This is a genomic window from Halolamina salifodinae (genome assembly GCF_017874235.1).
GTDB classification, from domain to species: Archaea; Halobacteriota; Halobacteria; order Halobacteriales; family Haloferacaceae; genus Halolamina; species Halolamina salifodinae.
In genome coordinates this window covers 117208-135284 of record NZ_JAGGLC010000004.1, presented here as the reverse complement: position 1 = coordinate 135284, position 18077 = coordinate 117208, and the positions used below count along the sequence as shown (strand labels likewise).

General features: G+C 68.7%; 15 protein-coding genes. 3 read left to right on the top strand and 12 right to left on the bottom strand.

Features of this window, described 5'->3' with window-relative positions:
• The first annotated feature begins 45 nt into the window (after positions 1-45).
• Positions 46-651 carry an ArsR/SmtB family transcription factor gene (locus tag J2753_RS10150; protein ID WP_209491903.1) on the top strand — a complete coding sequence of 202 codons (606 nt, stop codon included), beginning with the start codon at positions 46-48 and terminating at the stop codon, positions 649-651.
• Positions 652-671: 20 nt separating this feature from the next.
• Entirely contained in the window at positions 672-2021 is a 1350-nt protein-coding gene (locus J2753_RS10145) for a S8 family serine peptidase (RefSeq protein ID WP_209491902.1), read from the top strand.
• Here J2753_RS10145 and J2753_RS10140 read toward each other — a convergent pair.
• From J2753_RS10140 to J2753_RS10125, 4 genes are read right to left on the bottom strand one after another with little or no spacing between them, the layout of a single operon-like run.
• Positions 2018-2953 (bottom strand): HFX_2341 family transcriptional regulator, encoded by a 936-nt coding sequence (locus J2753_RS10140; RefSeq protein ID WP_209491901.1) that lies wholly within the window; start codon positions 2951-2953, stop codon positions 2018-2020. The genes J2753_RS10145 and J2753_RS10140 overlap by 4 nt on opposite strands.
• A gap of 48 nt (positions 2954-3001) precedes the next feature.
• Positions 3002-5506 carry a PAS domain S-box protein gene (locus J2753_RS10135; RefSeq protein ID WP_209491900.1) on the bottom strand — a complete coding sequence of 835 codons (2505 nt, stop codon included), beginning with the start codon at positions 5504-5506 and terminating at the stop codon, positions 3002-3004.
• 39 nt (positions 5507-5545) lie between these two features.
• The gene (locus J2753_RS10130) at positions 5546-6616 is read right to left on the bottom strand and encodes an mRNA surveillance protein pelota (RefSeq protein ID WP_209491899.1); all 1071 of its coding nucleotides are present in this window, start codon (positions 6614-6616) and stop codon (positions 5546-5548) included.
• A 48-nt stretch (positions 6617-6664) separates the two neighbouring features.
• Positions 6665-7822, bottom strand: a complete 1158-nt coding sequence (locus J2753_RS10125; protein WP_209491898.1) for a hypothetical protein — start codon at positions 7820-7822, stop codon at positions 6665-6667.
• Positions 7823-8038: 216 nt separating this feature from the next.
• Between J2753_RS10125 and J2753_RS10120 the strand changes: the two genes are divergently transcribed.
• The gene (locus J2753_RS10120) at positions 8039-8722 is read left to right on the top strand and encodes a 6-hydroxymethylpterin diphosphokinase MptE-like protein (protein ID WP_209491896.1); all 684 of its coding nucleotides are present in this window, start codon (positions 8039-8041) and stop codon (positions 8720-8722) included.
• 1 nt (position 8723) lies between these two features.
• Here the strand turns inward: J2753_RS10120 and J2753_RS10115 are convergent, their stop codons facing one another.
• The 8 genes from J2753_RS10115 to J2753_RS10080 form a co-directional block, all read right to left on the bottom strand.
• Complete coding sequence (locus J2753_RS10115) at positions 8724-8906, bottom strand: hypothetical protein (protein WP_209491894.1); 183 nt, start codon at positions 8904-8906, stop codon at positions 8724-8726.
• Positions 8907-11060, bottom strand: coding sequence for a ribosome rescue protein RqcH (rqcH, locus tag J2753_RS10110; RefSeq protein WP_209491892.1), 2154 nt, complete (start codon positions 11058-11060; stop codon positions 8907-8909).
• Between the two features lie 229 nt (positions 11061-11289).
• Positions 11290-11697 (bottom strand): hypothetical protein, encoded by a 408-nt coding sequence (locus J2753_RS10105; RefSeq protein ID WP_209491891.1) that lies wholly within the window; start codon positions 11695-11697, stop codon positions 11290-11292.
• A gap of 48 nt (positions 11698-11745) precedes the next feature.
• On the bottom strand, positions 11746-12177 hold the full coding sequence (locus tag J2753_RS10100; protein WP_209491889.1) for an SHOCT domain-containing protein: 432 nt from the start codon (positions 12175-12177) through the stop codon (positions 11746-11748).
• A gap of 40 nt (positions 12178-12217) precedes the next feature.
• Positions 12218-13888: a tRNA uridine(34) 5-carboxymethylaminomethyl modification radical SAM/GNAT enzyme Elp3 gene (locus J2753_RS10095; protein ID WP_209491887.1), complete on the bottom strand. Its 1671-nt coding sequence runs from the start codon at positions 13886-13888 to the stop codon at positions 12218-12220.
• A gap of 634 nt (positions 13889-14522) precedes the next feature.
• Complete coding sequence (locus tag J2753_RS10090; RefSeq protein ID WP_209491885.1) at positions 14523-16760, bottom strand: DHH family phosphoesterase; 2238 nt, start codon at positions 16758-16760, stop codon at positions 14523-14525.
• A 56-nt stretch (positions 16761-16816) separates the two neighbouring features.
• Positions 16817-17419: a YIP1 family protein gene (locus tag J2753_RS10085; protein WP_209491883.1), complete on the bottom strand. Its 603-nt coding sequence runs from the start codon at positions 17417-17419 to the stop codon at positions 16817-16819.
• A 25-nt stretch (positions 17420-17444) separates the two neighbouring features.
• A complete protein-coding gene (locus J2753_RS10080; RefSeq protein ID WP_209491881.1) occupies positions 17445-18032 on the bottom strand; it encodes a thymidine kinase in 588 nt (195 codons plus the stop codon).
• Positions 18033-18077 lie beyond the last annotated feature (45 nt).

Here is an 18077-nt window from a genome sequence, read left to right as displayed (position 1 = left end):
TGTCGGTACCGAAGGGTTTAGTTACTGGGTGTGGTACCAGTGCCCATGTCCGGCCTGCTGCCGTCCGAGTCAGACGGTGTCGCCGCGAACGAGGCCGAGGACGACGACGGGACGCGGCTGCTCTGGCTCGACGACGAGGAGGTCGACCCGCTGATCGGGTCGCTCTCCTCGGCCACCGCCCGCTCGCTGTTGACGGCGCTCCACGAGGAGCGGCGCACGGCCTCGGAACTCGCCGAGGCGGTCGACACGTCGCTCCAGAACGTCCGCCACCACCTCGGCAACCTCCAGGACGCCGATCTGGTGGAGATCGCGGAGACGCGCTACTCGGTCAAGGGTCGCGAGATGAAGGTGTACGCCCCCGCCGACGACTCGCTCGTCGTCTGTGTCGGCGACGAGGCCGAGCGCTCGGGGCTGCTCGACTCGATCCGGAACTACGTCGGCGCCGCCGCGGCGCTGGTCGTCGGCGCGCTGCTGGTCCAGGCCACCGTTTCAGGCTGGACGCCCACGGTGTCCGGGCCGAGCGGGCCACGAGTCGCCGACTCCGTCGGCACGGATGCGCTGTTCGGCGCCGTCCCGCCGGCGCTGCTGTTCGTCGCGGGCGGCCTCGTCGCGCTCGCGGCCGTCGCGATCCAGTACCGATACACCAGCTAAGGGCTGCCCCGGAACCCATCGTGAGAGCCGAATCCGCCGTCGTCCTGTTCGTGCTCGTGCTCGTGGTCAGCAGCGTCTCGTTCGTCGTCCCCGTCGGGTCGAGCAGCGCCGTCGACACCGAGGGACTGGCTCGGGACCGCCCGGTGGGCGCGTTCGGCGATGACCCCGTCAGATCTTCCGCGCCCGCTGATCCCGCCCCCAACCCAGACACGCTCGCCGGGTTCGCCCGGGTTCACGACGCAGGAATCACCGGCGAGGACGTCCGCGTCGGCGTCGTCGGCTCGGCGTTCGCGACGGGGGGCGGCCGTCTGGCCGACGACGTGACTGACCGCCGGCGCTTCGCCGCGGGAGCGCCCGGGCTGATCGCCGACACCAGCCACGACACCGCGGTCGCCGAAATCGTGAGTCGGACCGCGCCCGGCGCCGATCTCTACCTTGCCAGCATCGGCCGCGACGGCGGGCCCGAGGAGTACGCCGACGCGGTCGCGTGGCTCCGCACGCGCGGCGTGGACGTAATCGTCGACGCCGGGAGCTACTTCCCCGCGACCGCCGAGGGGCGGGAGCGGCTGAACGCCGTTGCCGCCGCTGCCACCGAGAACGGTACCGCGTTCGTCACTTCCGCGGGCAACTACGCCGACCGCCACTGGATCGGCGAGGGGAGCGAGGGCTGGATCGGCTTCGCGAACGACACCCGGTACAACAGCCTCGGCGACGGCGCGGTTTCGGGGTCGGTCTCGCTCCGACTCCACTGGTCGGGGACCGACAGCTACGACCTCTATCTCTACCGGGCCGTCGACGGCGAGGACCAGTTGGTCGCGAAGTCGGCGGCCGACGAGAGCGCCGACGGGCGCCACACCGAGGCTATTGATGCCACGCTGCCGGTAGGCCAGTACTACGTCGCGGTCCGCGGCGGGCCGGACGCCAACGGCACGGTCGAACTGTTCGCCTCGCACCACGACCTCGCGATATCCAGCGACGCCGGCGGGATGGTCGCGCCCGCGACGGCCGAGGGTGTCGTTGCCGTCGGCGCCGTCGATAGCGTGACCGGCGAGCCCCAGCCGTACAGTTCGACCGGGCCGGCACTGGACATCTCGGCGCCAGACGGCACCGCCACGAACGCGGCGGGGGAGTTCTACGGGAGTTCCGCGGCCGCGCCGCTGGTGGGGGGAACGCTAACGCTGATGCTCGCCGAGGACGAGAGTCTCACCCCGACAGAGGCCCAGCGCGTGCTTCGAGACGCCGCCATCCGGGTCGACGGCCGACTCTACCTCGACACTGCGAGTGCGGTCCGGGCGGTGGCGCCGGCGTCGTCGGTGCAGACGACGCGGCCGCCGTGGCTCCGTGCGAGCGCGAACGAGAGCCGCGATTAGGCGAGTTCTGTCGGTTCGTCGTCGGCGTGGGCCCGAACCCAGAGTTCGCCGATCCGCGAGAGCGAAGTCCGGTGTGAGTTGCCGTGTTCCTCCTGTTCGACGTACGCCTTCCCGCCGGGGCCAAGCCGGTCGACCGTGTAGATGACTTTCGACCGGAAGCTGTCGGTGTACTCCTCGCCCATGTCGGCCGCGAGCGTCTTCGCGAGTTCGCTCACGCTCTCGAACTCGCCGTACTCGCCCAGCGTGAACAGGATCACCTCCTCGAACGGTTTGACGTTCGAGAACGCTGCCACCGGGAGTTCGACGATGTGGTTGTCGCCGATCTGCTTGGCGCCGATGGTGGTCCCGCGCTCGTCGAACTCCGAGAGCAGGCTCTCGATGCTGGCGAGGCGCTCGGCGACCTCGCTTGTGTCGTCGCCCTCGTCACCGTTTCCTCCGCCGGCTTCATCGCCGGCCTCCATCGCCGAGAGCAGTTCCTTCGTCTCCCGGAGCTCCTCGGCCAGCTCGGTCTCCAGATACTTCTCCGGGGCGGTGTAGTAGGTGTGGATGCGGTGGCGGTCCGCCTGCCGTTCGAGCGTGATCGAGTGAGCAGCAGTCGCGAACGCGAAGCTCACCGGGCGGGGCATCGAGGAGATGTTGACCCAGACCTCGCTGCCCGTATCGAGGTGGGCGTTGATCAGGTCGTAGGCCCGCTCGAAGGCGGCGTCGTAGTCGTACACGTCCGTGAGTGCGACACGTTCGGTCTCGGCGCCCAGCAGGCTCCGGAAGTCCTGTTCCAGCTTGCCCGCGAGGTTCCGGGAGTACTCGACGTTGGCCTCGCTGCCGACGGCGCCCTCCAGCAGCACCACGCGGTCCACGTCGAACTGGTCGCGGATCAGCGGCGCGATCAGCCGGTCGTAGTCGAAGCCCACGGGAACGATGTGGGTGCCCATACCCGTGGCTGGGGCGGCGCGTGGTAAAAAGGGACAGTTCGGGCCGGCTCACTCCTCGGCGGCCGGCAGGGTAAAGGAGAACGTCGTCCCCTCGCCGGGTTCGCAGTCGACCCAGATCTCGCCGCCGTGGCGCTCGACGATCCGTTCGACCAGCGAGAGGCCGATCCCGGTGCCGTCGTGGTCCCGCTGCGTGTGTAGGCGCTCGAACACCTCGAAGATGCGCTCCTGATCCGCAGCCTCGATCCCGACCCCCTCGTCGTGGACGTCGATCCGCCACTGCTGGCCGTCGCGCTCGGCGTCGATCCGTATCGCTGGAGGGGCCTCGCCGCTGTACTCGATGGCGTTTTCCACGAGGTTCTGGAACACCTGCCGGAGTTGGTTCTCGTCGCCGACGACCGTCGGCAGCGAGTCGGCCGTGATCTCGGCGCCGCTCTCCTCGATCCGGAGTTGGAGGTCCGTGCACACGTCGGCGAGCACCGAATCGAGATCCGTCGGCTCCAGGGGATCCCCGCGGGTCTCGACCCGGGAGTAGGCGAGCAGCCCCTCGATCATCGCCTTCATCCGGTCGGCGCCGTCGACGGCGAACGCGAGGAACTCCTGACCGTCCTCGTCGAGCACGTCGCCGTAGCGCTCCTCGATCAACTGGAGATAGCTCGAAACCATCCGCAGGGGCTCCTGCAGGTCGTGGGAGACCGAGTAGGCGAACTGCTCTAAGCGTTCGTTCGACGCCTCGAGTTTGCGCTCGTACTCCCGGCGCTCGGTCACGTCACGCGCGATGGAGAGGACGTACTCCTGATCGAACTCGGCGTGGGACACCTCGACCTCCACCGGGAACGTCGAGCCGTCCTTTCGCTGGTGGAGGCCGTTGAACGTGGTCTGGCCTTCGGCCCGTAGCTCTTCGACGAACGTCCGCCACTCCTCCCGGCCGCTTAGCTCCGTCTCGACATCGGGGATCCCCATGTCGAGCAGTTCCGCGCGGGTGTAGCCCAGCCGTTCGACGGCGGTATCGTTCACGTCGTGGATCGCCCCGGTCTCGGGGTTGCTGATCAGCAGCGCGTCGTTTGACTGATCGAGCAGGTTCTTGAACAGTTCGAGCTCGCGTTCGCGCTCCTTGCGCTCGGTCACGTCGCGGAGATACACCGACAGCCCGGTTTCGGAGGGGTAGACGTTCACCTCCGCCCAGATCCCGAGTGGCTCGAAGTAGCGCTCGAACGATGTCGACTCCTGTCTGGTCAGTGCGTGCTGGAACTCCCCGTAGAGTCCCGGCCCCTCCGGGAGCGCTTTCCACATCACCGTCCCCTCTAACTCCTCCTGCGAGTAGCCCAGTAGCTGTTCGGCGCGCTCGTTGACGTGGGTGAACCGGAACTCGTCGTCGACGGCGTAGAACGCGTCGGAGATGCGCCCGAGCATCTGTTCGAGTTCGCTCTCCAGTTCCCGCTCCCGGAGATGGCGGTCGGTCAGGTCCCGGGTGACTTTCAGATACCCCTTGTGGCTCCCGTCGTCGTAGACAGCCGTGATCGTCACGGTGGCCCAGAACTGACTCCCGTCCTGTCGTACCCGCCAGCCCTCGTCCTCTACGGAGCCGTTCCGGTAGGCGGCGTCGAGGTTGGCCTGTGGCACCCCGTCGGCGCGGTCCGCCTCGGTGTAGAACGCCGAGAAATGCCGGCCGAGGATCTCGTCGGCGTCGTACCCCTTGATCGACCGGGCGCCCTCGTTCCAGCTAATCACCGTCCCGTCGGTGTCGAGTCGAAAAATGGCGTACTCCTCGACGGCGTCGACGAGCGACCGGAACCGCTCCTCGGCGTCCCGCAGGCTCCCCTCCGAGCGCTTGCGGTCGGTCACGTCGTAGTAGAGTTCGATCCGGCCGCCGGCGTACTCGCCGGACTCGATGGGTTCGCTGTGCTGCTCCAGCCAGCGTTCCTCACGGTCCTCGCCAGGGGTGACGTGGCACTCGAACTGGTTGGGGTAGCGTCCGTCGGCGTAGGCCGCGAGCAGCGTCTCGGCGAACCGCTCGCCGTCCGCGACATGGTCAGTGATCTGTTCCTCGATCACCTCGCGCTTGTCGCGGCCGACGACGGCACAGCGGCCGAGGCCGAAGTAGCGTTCGACGGTGGTGTCGGCCCACACCACGCGGCGGTCCGCGTCGAGGACGAACACGCCGATATCGGCCTCCTCGATCACGGCCGAGACTGAGTTCGGCGGCGTCCGCACGTCGTCCTCGTCGTCGGCAGTGGATCGCTCCCGGACGACGCCGACGCGGCCCTCGCTCACCGCGTTCACGCGAACTTCGCAGGGGATCTGTCCGCTGTCGGATGTCTCGATCACCACGTCGACGGCCGTGCCGTCGGCGTCGCCCAGACGGTCGCGTGTCGCCGCACCGAACAGCATCGAAACGTGGGCGCCCTCGAGGGCCTCGCGGCTATAGCCGGTGAGATCGAGTAAGGCGTCGTTGATCCGGAGAACCCGCCCGTCGGCGTCGAGGCGATAAATACCGTCGCCCAGCGCGTCGACGAGCGCGGTACTGTCCTCGGCATCGGGGACAGTGTCGCTCATGGTTCGGCATGGTGGCGGATTCAGATAAACGCACCGCGCCTACTGGATCCGGTAGCGCAGCAGCGCCGCGATGCCGCCGAGGTTCGATAGCTGCTCGCCCGGCGCGAACTCCGAGGAGAACACCACCACCTCGCCGCCCTTCTGCTCGACGGTCTCGATGATGTCGTTGGCGTCCCGGTCCCAGTCTCCCTCGTCCTGGCGCTCGGAGCGCAGGCGCTCGTCGACGACGAGCAGCGTCTCGACGGCGCCGAACTCGGCGGCCTCGGCGGTTTGCTCGACGCCGTAGGTCGCCTGCTCGCCGGTCGCGATGCGCTCGGTGAGTTCGTCGATGAGTTCGCTCTCGCGGGCGATCCGGGTCTGGTCCTGTACCTCCTCGACGGCGCCGCGCTTGAGCACCTCGTGGACCCCGCGGTCGCCCGCCGCGGAGGTGTCGACGGTGGTCGTGATCCGCTCGGCGGCGTCGGGGTACTCCTCTTCGAGGTAGTCCTTCGCGTCGCGTTTCGTGAACCCCGGGCCGGCCATGATGATTGCCTCGGCGTCGACGTGCTGGAGCGCCGAGCCCAACTCCTCGAACAGGCGGGTCCGGGGCTGGGCGTACTCGCCTTTCCCGGTCGGCGCCGTCAGCGAGACGTACTCGTCGGTGCCGTACTGCTGGACGGTGTGGACGTACGCCTCGCCCTCCTCGACGGTGGCGATGGCCACGTCGGGGGCGTCGGTGGCCTCGGCGGCCTCCTCGATCCGGTCGCGCTGGTCAGGTTTGAGGAACTTCTCGATGGTGAGTTCCTCGTGGGTCTCGACGTTGATGGTGTGGTGGAGGCCGATCTGGTCCTCCCGCGAGCAGTACTCGATGACGCCGCCGACCCGCAGGCGGTTGGCGAAGCGCGCGAACTCCACGTCCTCGACTTCCAGGGTGACGTGGATGTGTTCGCGCTCGCCGCCGGTGTCGCGCATCTGGTCGTCGTTGCGCTGGATCCGGCGGGTGGTGTCGCCCTCGACCATGTCGCCGGGTTCGAGGACGTGCGAGAGATGCCAGAGGTCGTCGACGGTCTCGGGGACGAGCGTCACCCGGTCACGACCCTCCGCGCCGTGACCGCGCTGAACGATTCGCATGGCCGACTCTCGGGGCGCCGGGGTGACGTGCCTTTCCCTCCAGCCCCGTCAGGTCCGCATCACACGCGGGTGGAAAAAGCGCACGAGGCGGTCGAACTCGTCGACGATCTCCGAGGCGGCCACCTGATCGAGCGTCGGGAACTCGCGTTCGGCGTGAAAGCCGTCGTAGCGGTCCGACACCTCGTAGCCCAACTCCTCCTCGATGGCCGCCTCGTGGTCGCGGATCAGCGCGCGCATCTGTTCTTTCTCGGCCTCGCTGCCGCCGTAGATGGAGACGCCGAACTCGACGGTGCCGTCACGCTCGGTCTGCATCCGGTAGCGCAGCACGCCGCCGGCGTAGGCTGGTGCGTTGGGCCGGACCAGCAGTTCGTTTCCGCGCTCGAGGGAGGCCAGCCGTTCGGGGTCCGCGTCGAACGTGCCCCGCAGGCGCTCTTTCACGCCCTCGGCGACGGCGTCGAGCAGCACCGGGAGGTCGAGTGGCTCGTCGCTCGACTGTTCGGTCCCGGTCGCTCCCTTCGCTGACGTCGATTCCTCGCTCACCGGTTCGTCTGTACCCTCGGCGCCCGCGTTGCCGTCCTCGCTCGCGGACACGGCGCTCCCGCCGGCGACCCACTGCTCGCTGCCGTCGGTGCTGTCTGCCCCCGCCCCGGCGTCAGCCGTCTCCTCGTCTACGTCGAACCGGGCGAGGTACTGGTCGCTGGCGGGGTCGCCGAACGCCTCGACGGGGACGGCGTCGACGGCGAGTTCGCGGTCGCTGAGGAACGACGCCAGTTCGAGGGCGTCCTCGGCGAACGCGGTACCCAGCAGGCGGACGCGCTGGTCGTCGTTGAACGCCGCGGGGGCCAGCGGCTCGCGATTGAAGTAGGCCGCGTGGGCGGCCCGTAGCTCCTCGTCGCCCTCGAAGCGCTCTGCGAGCGCCTCGTAGCCGCTGTCGGCGACGGCGCTGGCGCGCTGGAGCGCGTCGGTCACCACGTCGCTGCCCACCTCGCCGTCGGCCGCGCCGACGACCACCGCGGTCCCGGCGGCGTCGACGGCCAGCGCCGCGGCGATGTCGTCCTCGACAGTCGTCTCCACGAACAGCACGTTCTCGGCGCCGAGCGGGCCCCCGCGGCCGCGCAGCAGCGCGCCGGCGAGTCCGTCGGTCTCGTCGGTTCCCAGCGGCTGTACCGGCACGAGCCCCGACTCGCTGGTCCGATAGAGGTTCATGGGCAACCCACAGCCAGCGGGCGCATCAAGGTTACGCAGCGGCCACCGCGGGAGGGCGGGGCTTCCGGATCCGTGGTGGGCGACAAGAAAGCTTATACCGGACCCGCAGGTACGAGCAGGTGGACGCCGGCACGGTGCCCGGGTAGGGGTACTTTGGTACCAGGCCGGCCCACTCATCTTCGCAGTATTCACGTTCGGGAGCCACGCCTATCCACCATGGAGTTCCACGTCTGGGAGCCGGTGTACGAGCGTATCCTCGCCGATTTCGGCTTCGGCCGGGCCGCCGACGAGCGCGCCCGCGACCGGCTGGCGTCGATGACCTCGCCGTTCGACCTCGACGCCCTCTCGGGGTTCGAGGGCGCCACCGTCGCCGTCGCCGGCGCCGGGCCGACTCTCGCTGGCGAGGCCGCGGCCGCCGCCGCTGCCGACCGGGTCGTCGCGGCCTCCTCGGCGGCGACGACGCTCCGGGACGCCGGGATCGAGGTGGATCTCGCGGTGACGGACCTCGACGGCGCTCCCGAACGACTCGCCGGCATGAGCCACGGCGGGACCCCAGTCGCTGTCCACGCCCACGGCGACAACGTCGACGCCCTCGAGCGCTGGGTGCCGGAGTTCGCCGACCACCGCCTGCTCGCGACCACGCAGGCCGAACCTGCTGGCCCCGTGCGGAACTTCGGCGGCTTCACCGACGGCGACCGTGCGGCGTTTCTCGCGGACGCGCTGGGCGCCGAGCGCCTCCGGTTCGTCGGCTGGGGGTTCGATGACCCCTCTCTTGGCGAGATGAAGGCGAAAAAGCTCGGCTGGGCCGAGCGCCTGCTCTACTGGCTTGAGAGCCGTCGTGGGGAGCGGTTCGGGGTGCTCGACGGCCGGCGCGAGGATCTGGTGCTGCCGACCGAGTGAGCTACGCGTCGGGGTTCAGTTCAGCGACCAGCGCGGCGACGCCCTGATCGTCGATCAGGTCCTCGACCCACTGCTCCCGATAGCCGGCAACCAAGACGGCGTAGTCACGCCAGAACCCCTCGTCGAACTCGGCGTCCTCGGGCACGTCGGCCAGTTCGTCGTCGGTCGGCGGCGGGACGGACATCTACACCCCCTGCAGGTCGCTCCCGCCCGGCGGGAGGAACTCCTGGATCTTGTCCGCGCTGGCGATCTTCCGGACGAACGACTCGTCGGCGAAGCGGCTCTTGAACTCCCGGTAGCACTTCACCGCGGCGTCGTTCTGGGCGAACTTCCCGGGTTCGAGCGTGATGGTCGTCTCGGCTTTCGGGACGATAGCGCTCGGCGGGCCGCCGATGACGCGGGTCTCGTCCTCGCAGGTGATGCCGACCGCGACCCGGCAGGCCATATCCCGGAAGTACTCGCGGTCGCCGCGGATGGCGAAGCCGCCCTTCTCGAGATACTCGCCGGACTCGGGGGTCTTGCTCACCTGATCCGGTTCGACCATGTAGGCGTCGCCGGCGCCGCGGCCGTCCTTCCAGACCGAGGAGTAGGCGACGGCGAACTGCGCGGCCTCCTCCAGACTGGAGTCGGGCCAGTCGACGGGGCTGGACGGCTCGGAGGGCGCGCTGGCTTTCAGAATCGTCACCGGGCCGCCGTGGGCCTGCGTGTGGAAGAAGCGGTCGTGCTTGTCGAGATACTTCTTCACCAGATCCTCGTTCTGGTCGGCGTTGCGCCCGCCGATCACGAGGTAGCCGTCGCTGGTGCGGAACCACCGGAACTCCTCGTACCAGTGCTCGGGCTGACGGACGGGGATGTTCTCCCGGGCGAGCCAGTCGATTTCCTCGTGTTCGCCCTCTTCGGGTTCTGGCTCGGGTTCGGGCTCTTCCTCCCACGCTTCGCGGCGCTGCTTGACGGCTTCGAGGCGTTCGCGGGTGTCCTCGATGGCCTCGTGGGCGCCCTCCTTCTTGCCCTCGACGCGCTTTGCCTCCCGGTAGAGGCGGTCGGCGTTCTTCTCGACGCCGGTCAGGGCGTGGAGCGTGATACGTTCATTGTCCACGTCGACCGTGACCGTCCCCTCGGCGCCGTCGATGTCGACGACGGCCTCGGCGGCGGGGACGCCCTGTTCGGCGCCGGCTTCGAGGGTCTCCTGAATGTCGGCCCACGAGGTGCCCGCCTCGCGGGCCTCCTGGATCGTCGAGAGCATCTCGTCGATGAGGTCGTAGCGCTCGTAGCAGAGTTCGGCCTTCCGGCGCAGGTGCTCGGCCTCCTCCTCGAACCCCTCGATGGCCTGCTCCTGCTGTTCGATGATGCGTTTCTCCTTCTCGATTTCGGCCTCGAAGTCCGGGCGCTCGCGGCCGGCACCCTCCTCCTCGCGGCGCTGCTGCTCCTTGAGGCGGTAGAAGTACTCCTCCAGCGCGGGGTTGAACGAGTCGAACGCGCGACTGGGGAGGTCCGCGCGCTCCTCCAGGGCGACCGGGCTCACGTCGACGACTTTCTCGCGGGCCGTGAGTGGCTGGTCGCTCTCCTCCTCGGTTGCCTCGTCGCTGTCAGGTTCGACGTAGATGCGCGGGTCGAACTGGCCGCTCTTGAGCGCCTCCGAGAGCGACTCGAGTTCGCGGTGGATCGCGCGGTACTCCGCCTCGCCGGCGTCGTCGATGGCCATCGCCTTCTCGATTCCGGCGCGCTGACAGAGTTCCTCGCCCCAGAAGCCCCCGAGGTTGAGTTGGGTGGCGATGGTGCGCACCACGTCGGTGTCGGACTGCTCCATCCGGGCTTCGAGGGTGTCGTAGTCGACCTCGAGCGGGTTCAGCCGGGACTGGGGGAACTCGTACTGGCTGCCGGGCGCAACGGTGCGGGACTTGAGCCGGACCGTCTCCATCGACCGCACGACCTCGCCGTTCTCGTCCAGCACGGCGACGTTGCCGTCGCCGAACAGTTCCACGACGAGGGTGGTGTTCTGGTCGGGGCGCTCGAACTCGAACACGAGGATCCGGTCGAACTCGTACTGCTCGACCGAGACGAGATCCGCGCTCTCGATGCGCCCGCGCAGCATCATCGCGAACTCCGGTGGCCGCCCGGGCGCGTCGGGGACGCGTTTGGGGTCGGCGACGTGGGCCTGTTTGTACTCGCCCACCTCGATCAGGAGTTCGATACGGCCCCGGTCGAAGTCCCGGAGTTTGAGTCGCAGCAGATCCTCGTCGTAGATGTACGCCTTGTCGAGCTTCGCTCCCTCGTAGCGGGAGAGCTCGGTTGCGAGCGCCGCGAGGTCGACGCTCGACAGTTCACGTTTCGGCTCCATACGCCGAATTTCTCGGGCGACCGGGAAGGGCGTTCCGCTCGGCGGTTGACGATCACCGCCGATCCGTTCTCGCTCGGCGGCTGGCCGGTGCCGCCGATCCGTTCTCGCTCGGCGGCTGGCCGGTGCCGCCGATCCGTTCTCGCTCGGCGGTTGACAATCACCGCCGAACCGTTCTCGCTCGGCGGCTGGCCGGTGCCGCCGATCCGTTCTCGCTCGGCGGTTGACGGTCCTACGAACGCAGCCGCCACGCCCCGGCGCCGATGGCGAAGCCGAGCGCGCCGAACATGAGCGAGGAGAGCGACCCGCCGGCCAGGATCCACAGCGCCGCCTCGCCGGGGTTACGGAGTTCGAACAGGATCGCCGGCGCGTAGAAGCCGACGCCGACGCCGGCCGCGAGCGCCACGGCGGGCAACAGCCCGTCGTTCGAGTAGGCGGCGACGGCGGCCACCGTCACCATCGCGAGCGCCAGCACGGTCGTGACCGCCCCATCGGTCGGCGAGACGCTCCCGATGTAGCGAACCGGGAGGTACGCGAGCAGCGACAGCACGAACAGCCCCCCGGCGAGGCGGGCAAACTGGGCCGAGAGTGCAGGGTTCCGGCCGAACAGTAGCACGTCGGCCTCGTCGCGGGGTTCCATCGTCGGCGACTGCGGCCGGCCGGCGGTTAGGCGTTTCGGAGCGACAGCTCAGCGCTCCCGCTCGACCGATTTGGATCTGGCGCGGTCCTCAACGTCCTCGACTGTCTCGGTCTCCAGTAGCGCCTCCAGTTTTCGTTCGAACTGCTCGTCGGTGAGTTCGCCCTCGGCGTAGCGCCGGCGGAGGGCTTCGAGAGCGGTCTCCTCCTCGTCATCGGTTCGCTTCTCCCGACGGCGCTCCCGCTTCTCACTGGCCCGTTCCTTGGCTCGCTTGGCGACTTCGCTCTCCTCGTTGTCGCCGAACAGCATCGCCGTAATGGGGACCACGGCCACGTAGCCCACGAGCATCGCCGCCAGCCACCAGTCCTGCCCGGAGAACATCGCGCCCAGCCAGATGCCGGTGACGAGCGTACTCACGATGCCCGTCGCGTTCTCCCGGAGCCGTTGGCCGACCGAGTCCGACTCGCCGCTCGCGTCGCTCATAGCTGTCCGTTGGACGACACCGACAAAAACATCACCCTCCCTAGATGCGCTTCGAGACGTACGGACCGTCCTGGTGGTAGCCGAGCTTTTCGCGGTAGTACTCCCGGACGCCGATGCCCGAGATGATGCTCAGCTTCCCGTAGCCGGCCTCGCGGGCCTGTTTCTCAGCCTCGCGGACGAGACGCTTCCCGTAGCCGCGGTGCTGCCACTCTGCGTCCCCCGAGTCGGAGCCGTCGAAGGAGGCTTCGGAGCCGTAGACGTGGAGTTCGCGCACGAGCGCGGCGTCCGCCAGTTCGCGCCGGACGGGGTCGTTCGGGAACCGCAGCCGACAGAAGCCGATCAGCAGGTCCCGGACGGGGTCCTCGAAGGAGATGAACCGCTCCGTGCCGCCGCCGGCCTCGTACTCCATCGTGTCCAGCGTGATTTCGGCAGGGTCCGGATCGGCGTCGTTGTGGCCGACTTCGCGGGCGCGGATGTCCCGGATCTGGTAGCCCTTTTCCTCGGCGCGCTGCTGGGCCAGTTGGCGGAGGTTCGACTTCCAGACGCCGCCCTCGATGAAGTCCGCGGGGATGTCCCGCTGGACGCGCTGGAGCCGGCAGTACTTCGGGATCTCGTTCATCGCGTCGGCGACGACGTCGGCGGCCGTCTCGTTGTCCAGCGGGTCGAAGTCCCCCCGTTTCCACATGTCGTAGACCCGCGTGCCCTCGACGACGAGCGTGGGGTAGATCTTGAGATAGTCCGGGCGCCACTGCGGCGAGTCGAAGAGCCGTCGGAAGTCCTCGCGGCACATCTCCTGACTCATCCCGGGCTGGCCGGGCATCATGTGGAAGCCGACCTTGAACGCCGAGTCCCGGAGGCGCCGATTGGCGTCGATGGAGGCCTGTGTGCCGTGCCCGCGGTGCATCTCGCGGTTGATGCGCTCGTAGGTGGTCTGAACGCCCACTTCGACCTTCGTGCCGCCCAGATCCAGCATGCGGTTGATCTGCTCGGGATCGCACCAGTCGGGTTTGGTCTCGAACGTGATGCCCGTCACGCGGATGTCGCCGGTCTCGTTCCGGGCGATGACGTCCTCGAGGTATTCGAACTCCTGCTTCTCCGGTGGCTCGGCGAAGCTCTCGGACTGGCTGGGGTTCGGATCCGAATCGAGGTCGTACTCGTTCATCGCCTGCAGCGCGCGCTTGACGAACCACTCCTGGTAGTCGTGGCTGCGGGCGGTCATGGTGCCGCCCATCAGGATCAGTTCGGCCTTGTCGACGGGGTGGCCGATGGCCCGTAGCTGTTCCAGACGGAGTCGGACCTGCCCATACGGGTCGTAGTCGTTCTGCTCGCCGCGGGCCGCTGCTGGCTCGTGGCCGGTGTAGGACTGCGCCGAGGAGAACTCGGAGGCGGGCCCGCCGGGGCAGTAGAGACACTTCCCGTGGGGGCACATGTGCGGCGAGGTCATGATGGCGATTGGCGAGACGCCCGACGCCGTCCGGACGGGCTTGCGCCGGACGACGGACTTGACCTCCTCGCGCCACTCGTCGGGCGCGTAGCTGAGGATGTCGCCGTTGGTGGGGACCTTCGGCGCGCCGGTGTCGCTGCAGACCTCGCGTTTGGCGGCCTCGAGGTCGTCGCGTTCGAGGCCCTCCTCGATGATGCGGCGGCAGAGCTCCTCACAGGCGTCGGCGAAGGCAGGTGGGTCGCCGTCGGTGGCGGCGTCCGTGCTCATTGGTGTTGGTTGGGTGGTTTTCGGGGTTAAGGGTTGCGAGCGAGACAGGGAAACGTCGCGAGTGGAACGACCGAACGGCAAACCACCTCGTTACGCGAACGGCGAACGGAGTGAGCCGTGAGCTAGTCGATTCGTTATTTGGGTTCTCGTCGACGACTACCGTCACCGCGAACACCACCGCGGAGTTCCCCTTGGCAACTTGTGACCGCACAGCGCCGCACCGCGGCCACAGCCTCCCCAGCCGACTCGCTCGGGCTTAACCCTCGCTCGTCCTCCGAGGGAGCGAAGCTCCCTCGTGGTCCCACTCGCTTCGCTCGCGGGACCCTCGCGCTCGGTTCGCGTCCGTCGACGCGAACGCTTCGCGCCCCCGCCGGCTGCTGAGGGGTGGACGCCTCGCGCTCGCCATCGGCGGCGAGCGCGGGGGGAGGGGTGGGGAACCGGTGCTGCGCTGGGCCTCGTGCCCAGCGCTCTGCGGTCGCAAGTGGTCATGCTTCGAGATGCTGTTGCCGTCGCGGTTGCTGCCTCAGTTGCCAACGATCGAGATGCTGTTGCTGTCCCAGTAGTCAACGATCAAGACGCCGACGCCGTCGCTGTCCCGGAACCCAGAACGAACCTCAAAAACGAATACCGAGAATCAGTCGAACTGCTCGACGACGGCGCCGACGACCGCGATCTCGACTTCCTCACGCGCCCCGGAGAGGAACTCGATCCGACCCTCACGAAGCCCCGCAGCGGTGATACCCGCGCCGGGGGCGTTCGACGCTGCCTCCCGTGCGACCTCACGCAGGTCCGGATCCGCGTCCGCGCGGACCCAGAGTTCGTCCATCGCGACGCCGACGGTCACGCCCGCGTCGCCGCGGCGGTGGAGTTCGTCCATCAGCAGCGAATTCGGCGGGAAGTCGTACTTGTGGGTGTAGTCCTCGGTGTCGAGCACCGCGACCTCGATCCCCTCGGCCTCGCTGGTCTCGAGGTTGGCTTCGGCCGTCTCGACCTCCGTGTCCATCTTCTCGCGGAACTGGGTGGCGATATGGCCCGCCAGCGTCTCGCTCTCGGCGGCGTCCTCCGGCGCGCCCGCGGAGATAGCCTCGACGGACTCGCCAAAGAGCAGGTCGCCGACCAGTTCGCGCTTCTCGTCGTAGGACTGGTAGAACGCCTCCAGCGCGATGGCCTCGCGCAGTTCGGTCACGTCCTCGACGTCGAAGCCGGCCTCGCGGGCGGCCGCGAGGTAGGACTCGGGGGTCTCCTCCCAGTAGCTAACCGCCGGCAGGTGGGCGATCTCCTCGCGCACCCCGGGGGTGACCGTCGACGCCAGCGACGCGGCGAGCGCGCCCGTCGAGAGGTCGTCGGCGGTCGGGTTCACCAGCACCTCGGCAGCGTCGGCGATTTCGGGGTCCGCAGGCGCGGCGTCGACGACGACGCGGTCGGCGCCGTAGATGCCCAGCATCTCCAGACCGTCCTCGCTCTCGACGGTGGAGGCGGTGCCCGCAAGCACCACGAGCGGCAGTTTCTCGTCGTGACGCTCCCGGTCCTGCAGCATCCGGGTCACGTCGTTGGTCGCGTCGTTCATCCCGTATACCGACTCCTCGAGCGGGCGCCGGGTGACGTAGTGGTACTCGGCGTCGCTCTCGGCGTGTTCCTCGCGGACCATCGGGAGCACCGCGCGCTCCAGCGCCACGCCGGCGACGTAGCCGTCGGCGGTCGCGGCGTGTCGGACGACGATTGGTCGCGATTCGAGGACTGCGCGGCGGATCGACTCCGCGGCGTCGAGCAGTTCCTCGCTCGCGGCGTCGACGGCCGCGTCCTCGGCGACCAGCGTCAGTTCGTCGGGCCGGGCGCGCTCGGTCATGGCGTCGGCGAGGCGGCGCTCGACAGTGGCAGCCTCGTCGCCCTCGAGTTCGACCAGCGCCTCGGTTTCGACCTGTAGCTCCTCGCGGCGGACCTCGACCTCGCCGTCGAGTCGGACGATGTCGCCCACCTCGATCTCGGGGTAGGCGCGCACGCCGGCCTCGATGAACGCGGCACAGTCGACGATGCCGGTCTCGTCGCGGAGTTCGAAGACGGTGGGGCCGCCGGTCTGACGGGCACCGACGACTTCGCCATCGATGCGGACCGCCTCGCCGACCCGGTCCGAGAGTTCGCCGATGTTTCGGCGAGTCGGCTCCTCGGACGCTTCGACGGGCGTCTCCTCGGTCTCCTCGGCGGCAGCCTCGCGCGCTTCGGCGCCGGGCGCTTCCGTGGTCTCCGCGGACTCCTCGGACTCGGATTCCTCGGGTTCGGCCGCAGCAGCCGCCTCCTCGGACTCCGCTTCTTCGGCCTCGGCTGCTTCCGCAGCCTCGGCTTCCTCTTCAGTCGCTTCCTCGGCCTCGGGGGTCTCGTCGGAGGTCGACGCCTCGGTCACGGACTCGCCGTCCCGCTCACGTCCGTTTCCCGCGTCGGCCTCCTCATGTCCGTTTCCCGCGTCGGCCTCCTCACTCCCGTTTCCCTCTTCACCCTCCTCGGGAAGCTTCTCCTCGGTCCCCTCCTGGATGAGCGTCCCGCGGAACTCGCGGTCGGCCTGCCGGATGGAGGAGGTGAGGTCGATGTTGCCGTTGTCCCGGACGTTCTTCACTTGGACGAACACGCTGTCGCCGGCCTCCCAGTCGAGGCTCTCGAGACGGCCGTCGAGCTCCGAACGGTGCAGCAGCCCAGTGACGCTGGGCGAAAGGTCGATGAACACGCCGAAGTCGGCGTAGCCGTCGACGACGCCGCGGTAGAAACGGTTCTCGACCAGCTGATCGGCGCTGTCGCCCCGGAACTCGAACACCGCGTCTTCCTCGTGCGACTGACAGATGTGGCCCTGGGTATCGGCGCCACAGATAATGCAGTTACCCATTTGTGAGAACAAACGCGGTCCGCCCTAAAGGTGTTGTCGAAACGCCTGCAACTCGCTCAGAGCCCTGCGGCCGCGAACCCGCCGAAGCCGTAGCCAAAGACGATGGCCGCCGGTAGCGCGGCCGCCAGCGCCGCACGGGGGATCGTGGTCCGGTGCCGGACCGCGGTGCCCACGACGAGTAGCCCAGCGCCGTACAGACAGCACGCCACCCGCAGCGGCGCCCACGGGATGGCGGTCAGCAGACACGGTGCCGTCGCGTAGGCGATCAGCTGAACGGTCTCGCTCACGCCCGCCCGATCCGGCGCGACGAGCGTCAGCCCGACCGTCTCGATGGCGGCCGCGAAGTGGAACGTCGCCGGCGCCAGAAAGAGGCCGACGCCCATGAGAACCAGCAGGACCCGCACTGCGCCGGCCTCGGGGACGAACGGCGGGATGGCGTCGACGGTCTGGAAGTTCGGCAAATCTCCAGTCGCTAGCCGTCCACCGACGGCGCCCAGCGCCACGAGCACGCCGAAGATCAGTCCCGGCGCCTGATCCGCGGGGGCGACGCCGTTCCGGAAGAACCGCCGGGGCCGGATCATGACCTCCGCCCACGCGCGAGCGAGCGCTCGCGGCCCGCGGTCACGCCCGCCCTCTGGGTCCTCGACCCAGGTGGTCATCGGTCCACCTCGTCGATCAGGTGCATCAGTCGGTCCGGAGCGTGTGGCAGTTGCGACACCGTGCCTCGTAGGACTCCTCGGCGCCGACGACGATGGTCGGGTCGTCGATGTGGGCTGGCTCGCCGTCGACGAGTCGCTGGTTCCGAGTGGCCGGCTCCCCGCAGACGGTGCAGATGGCCTGTAGCTTGTCGACGTACTCGGCGATGGCCATCAGTTCCGGCAGCGGGCTGAACGGCTCGCCGCGGAACGTGATGTCGGTGCCGGAGACGATCACCCGGCGCCCGTCGTTGGCGAGGACGTTGCAGACGTTCACCAGATCGGTGTCGAAGAAGTTCGACTCGTCGATGGCGACGACCTCCTCGCCGTTGAGGTAGTCCTGAATCTCCCAGACGCCGTCGCCCTCGTTGTCGATCACGCGTGCGTCCCACTGGCGGCCCTCGTGGGAGCCGATGGTCGTCTCGCCGTAGCGGTCGTCGACGGCGGGAGTGAACGCCGCGACGTCCTGGCCCGCGATCTCCGCGCGCCGAAGCCGCCGGAGTAGCTCCTCGGTCTTCCCCGAGAACATGGATCCGGTGACCACCTCGACGAAGCCGCTCCCGGTGATCTCGTGCATGGTCGAACCCGGGAAGTGCGCGGCTAAAGGATTGCCGAAGCGTTA

Coding starts and splice junctions, on each gene's coding strand:
- J2753_RS10150 (WP_209491903.1), top strand. CDS start 46: ATGTCCGGCCTGCTGCCGTCCGAGTCAGACGGTGTCGCCGCGAACGAG.
- J2753_RS10140 (WP_209491901.1), bottom strand. CDS start 2,953: ATGGGCACCCACATCGTTCCCGTGGGCTTCGACTACGACCGGCTGATC.
- J2753_RS10135 (WP_209491900.1), bottom strand. CDS start 5,506: ATGAGCGACACTGTCCCCGATGCCGAGGACAGTACCGCGCTCGTCGAC.
- J2753_RS10130 (WP_209491899.1), bottom strand. CDS start 6,616: ATGCGAATCGTTCAGCGCGGTCACGGCGCGGAGGGTCGTGACCGGGTG.
- J2753_RS10125 (WP_209491898.1), bottom strand. CDS start 7,822: ATGAACCTCTATCGGACCAGCGAGTCGGGGCTCGTGCCGGTACAGCCG.
- J2753_RS10120 (WP_209491896.1), top strand. CDS start 8,039: ATGGAGTTCCACGTCTGGGAGCCGGTGTACGAGCGTATCCTCGCCGAT.
- J2753_RS10115 (WP_209491894.1), bottom strand. CDS start 8,906: ATGTCCGTCCCGCCGCCGACCGACGACGAACTGGCCGACGTGCCCGAG.
- rqcH (WP_209491892.1), bottom strand. CDS start 11,060: ATGGAGCCGAAACGTGAACTGTCGAGCGTCGACCTCGCGGCGCTCGCA.
- J2753_RS10105 (WP_209491891.1), bottom strand. CDS start 11,697: ATGGAACCCCGCGACGAGGCCGACGTGCTACTGTTCGGCCGGAACCCT.
- J2753_RS10100 (WP_209491889.1), bottom strand. CDS start 12,177: ATGAGCGACGCGAGCGGCGAGTCGGACTCGGTCGGCCAACGGCTCCGG.
- J2753_RS10095 (WP_209491887.1), bottom strand. CDS start 13,888: ATGAGCACGGACGCCGCCACCGACGGCGACCCACCTGCCTTCGCCGAC.
- J2753_RS10090 (WP_209491885.1), bottom strand. CDS start 16,760: ATGGGTAACTGCATTATCTGTGGCGCCGATACCCAGGGCCACATCTGT.
- J2753_RS10085 (WP_209491883.1), bottom strand. CDS start 17,419: ATGACCACCTGGGTCGAGGACCCAGAGGGCGGGCGTGACCGCGGGCCG.
- J2753_RS10080 (WP_209491881.1), bottom strand. CDS start 18,032: ATGCACGAGATCACCGGGAGCGGCTTCGTCGAGGTGGTCACCGGATCC.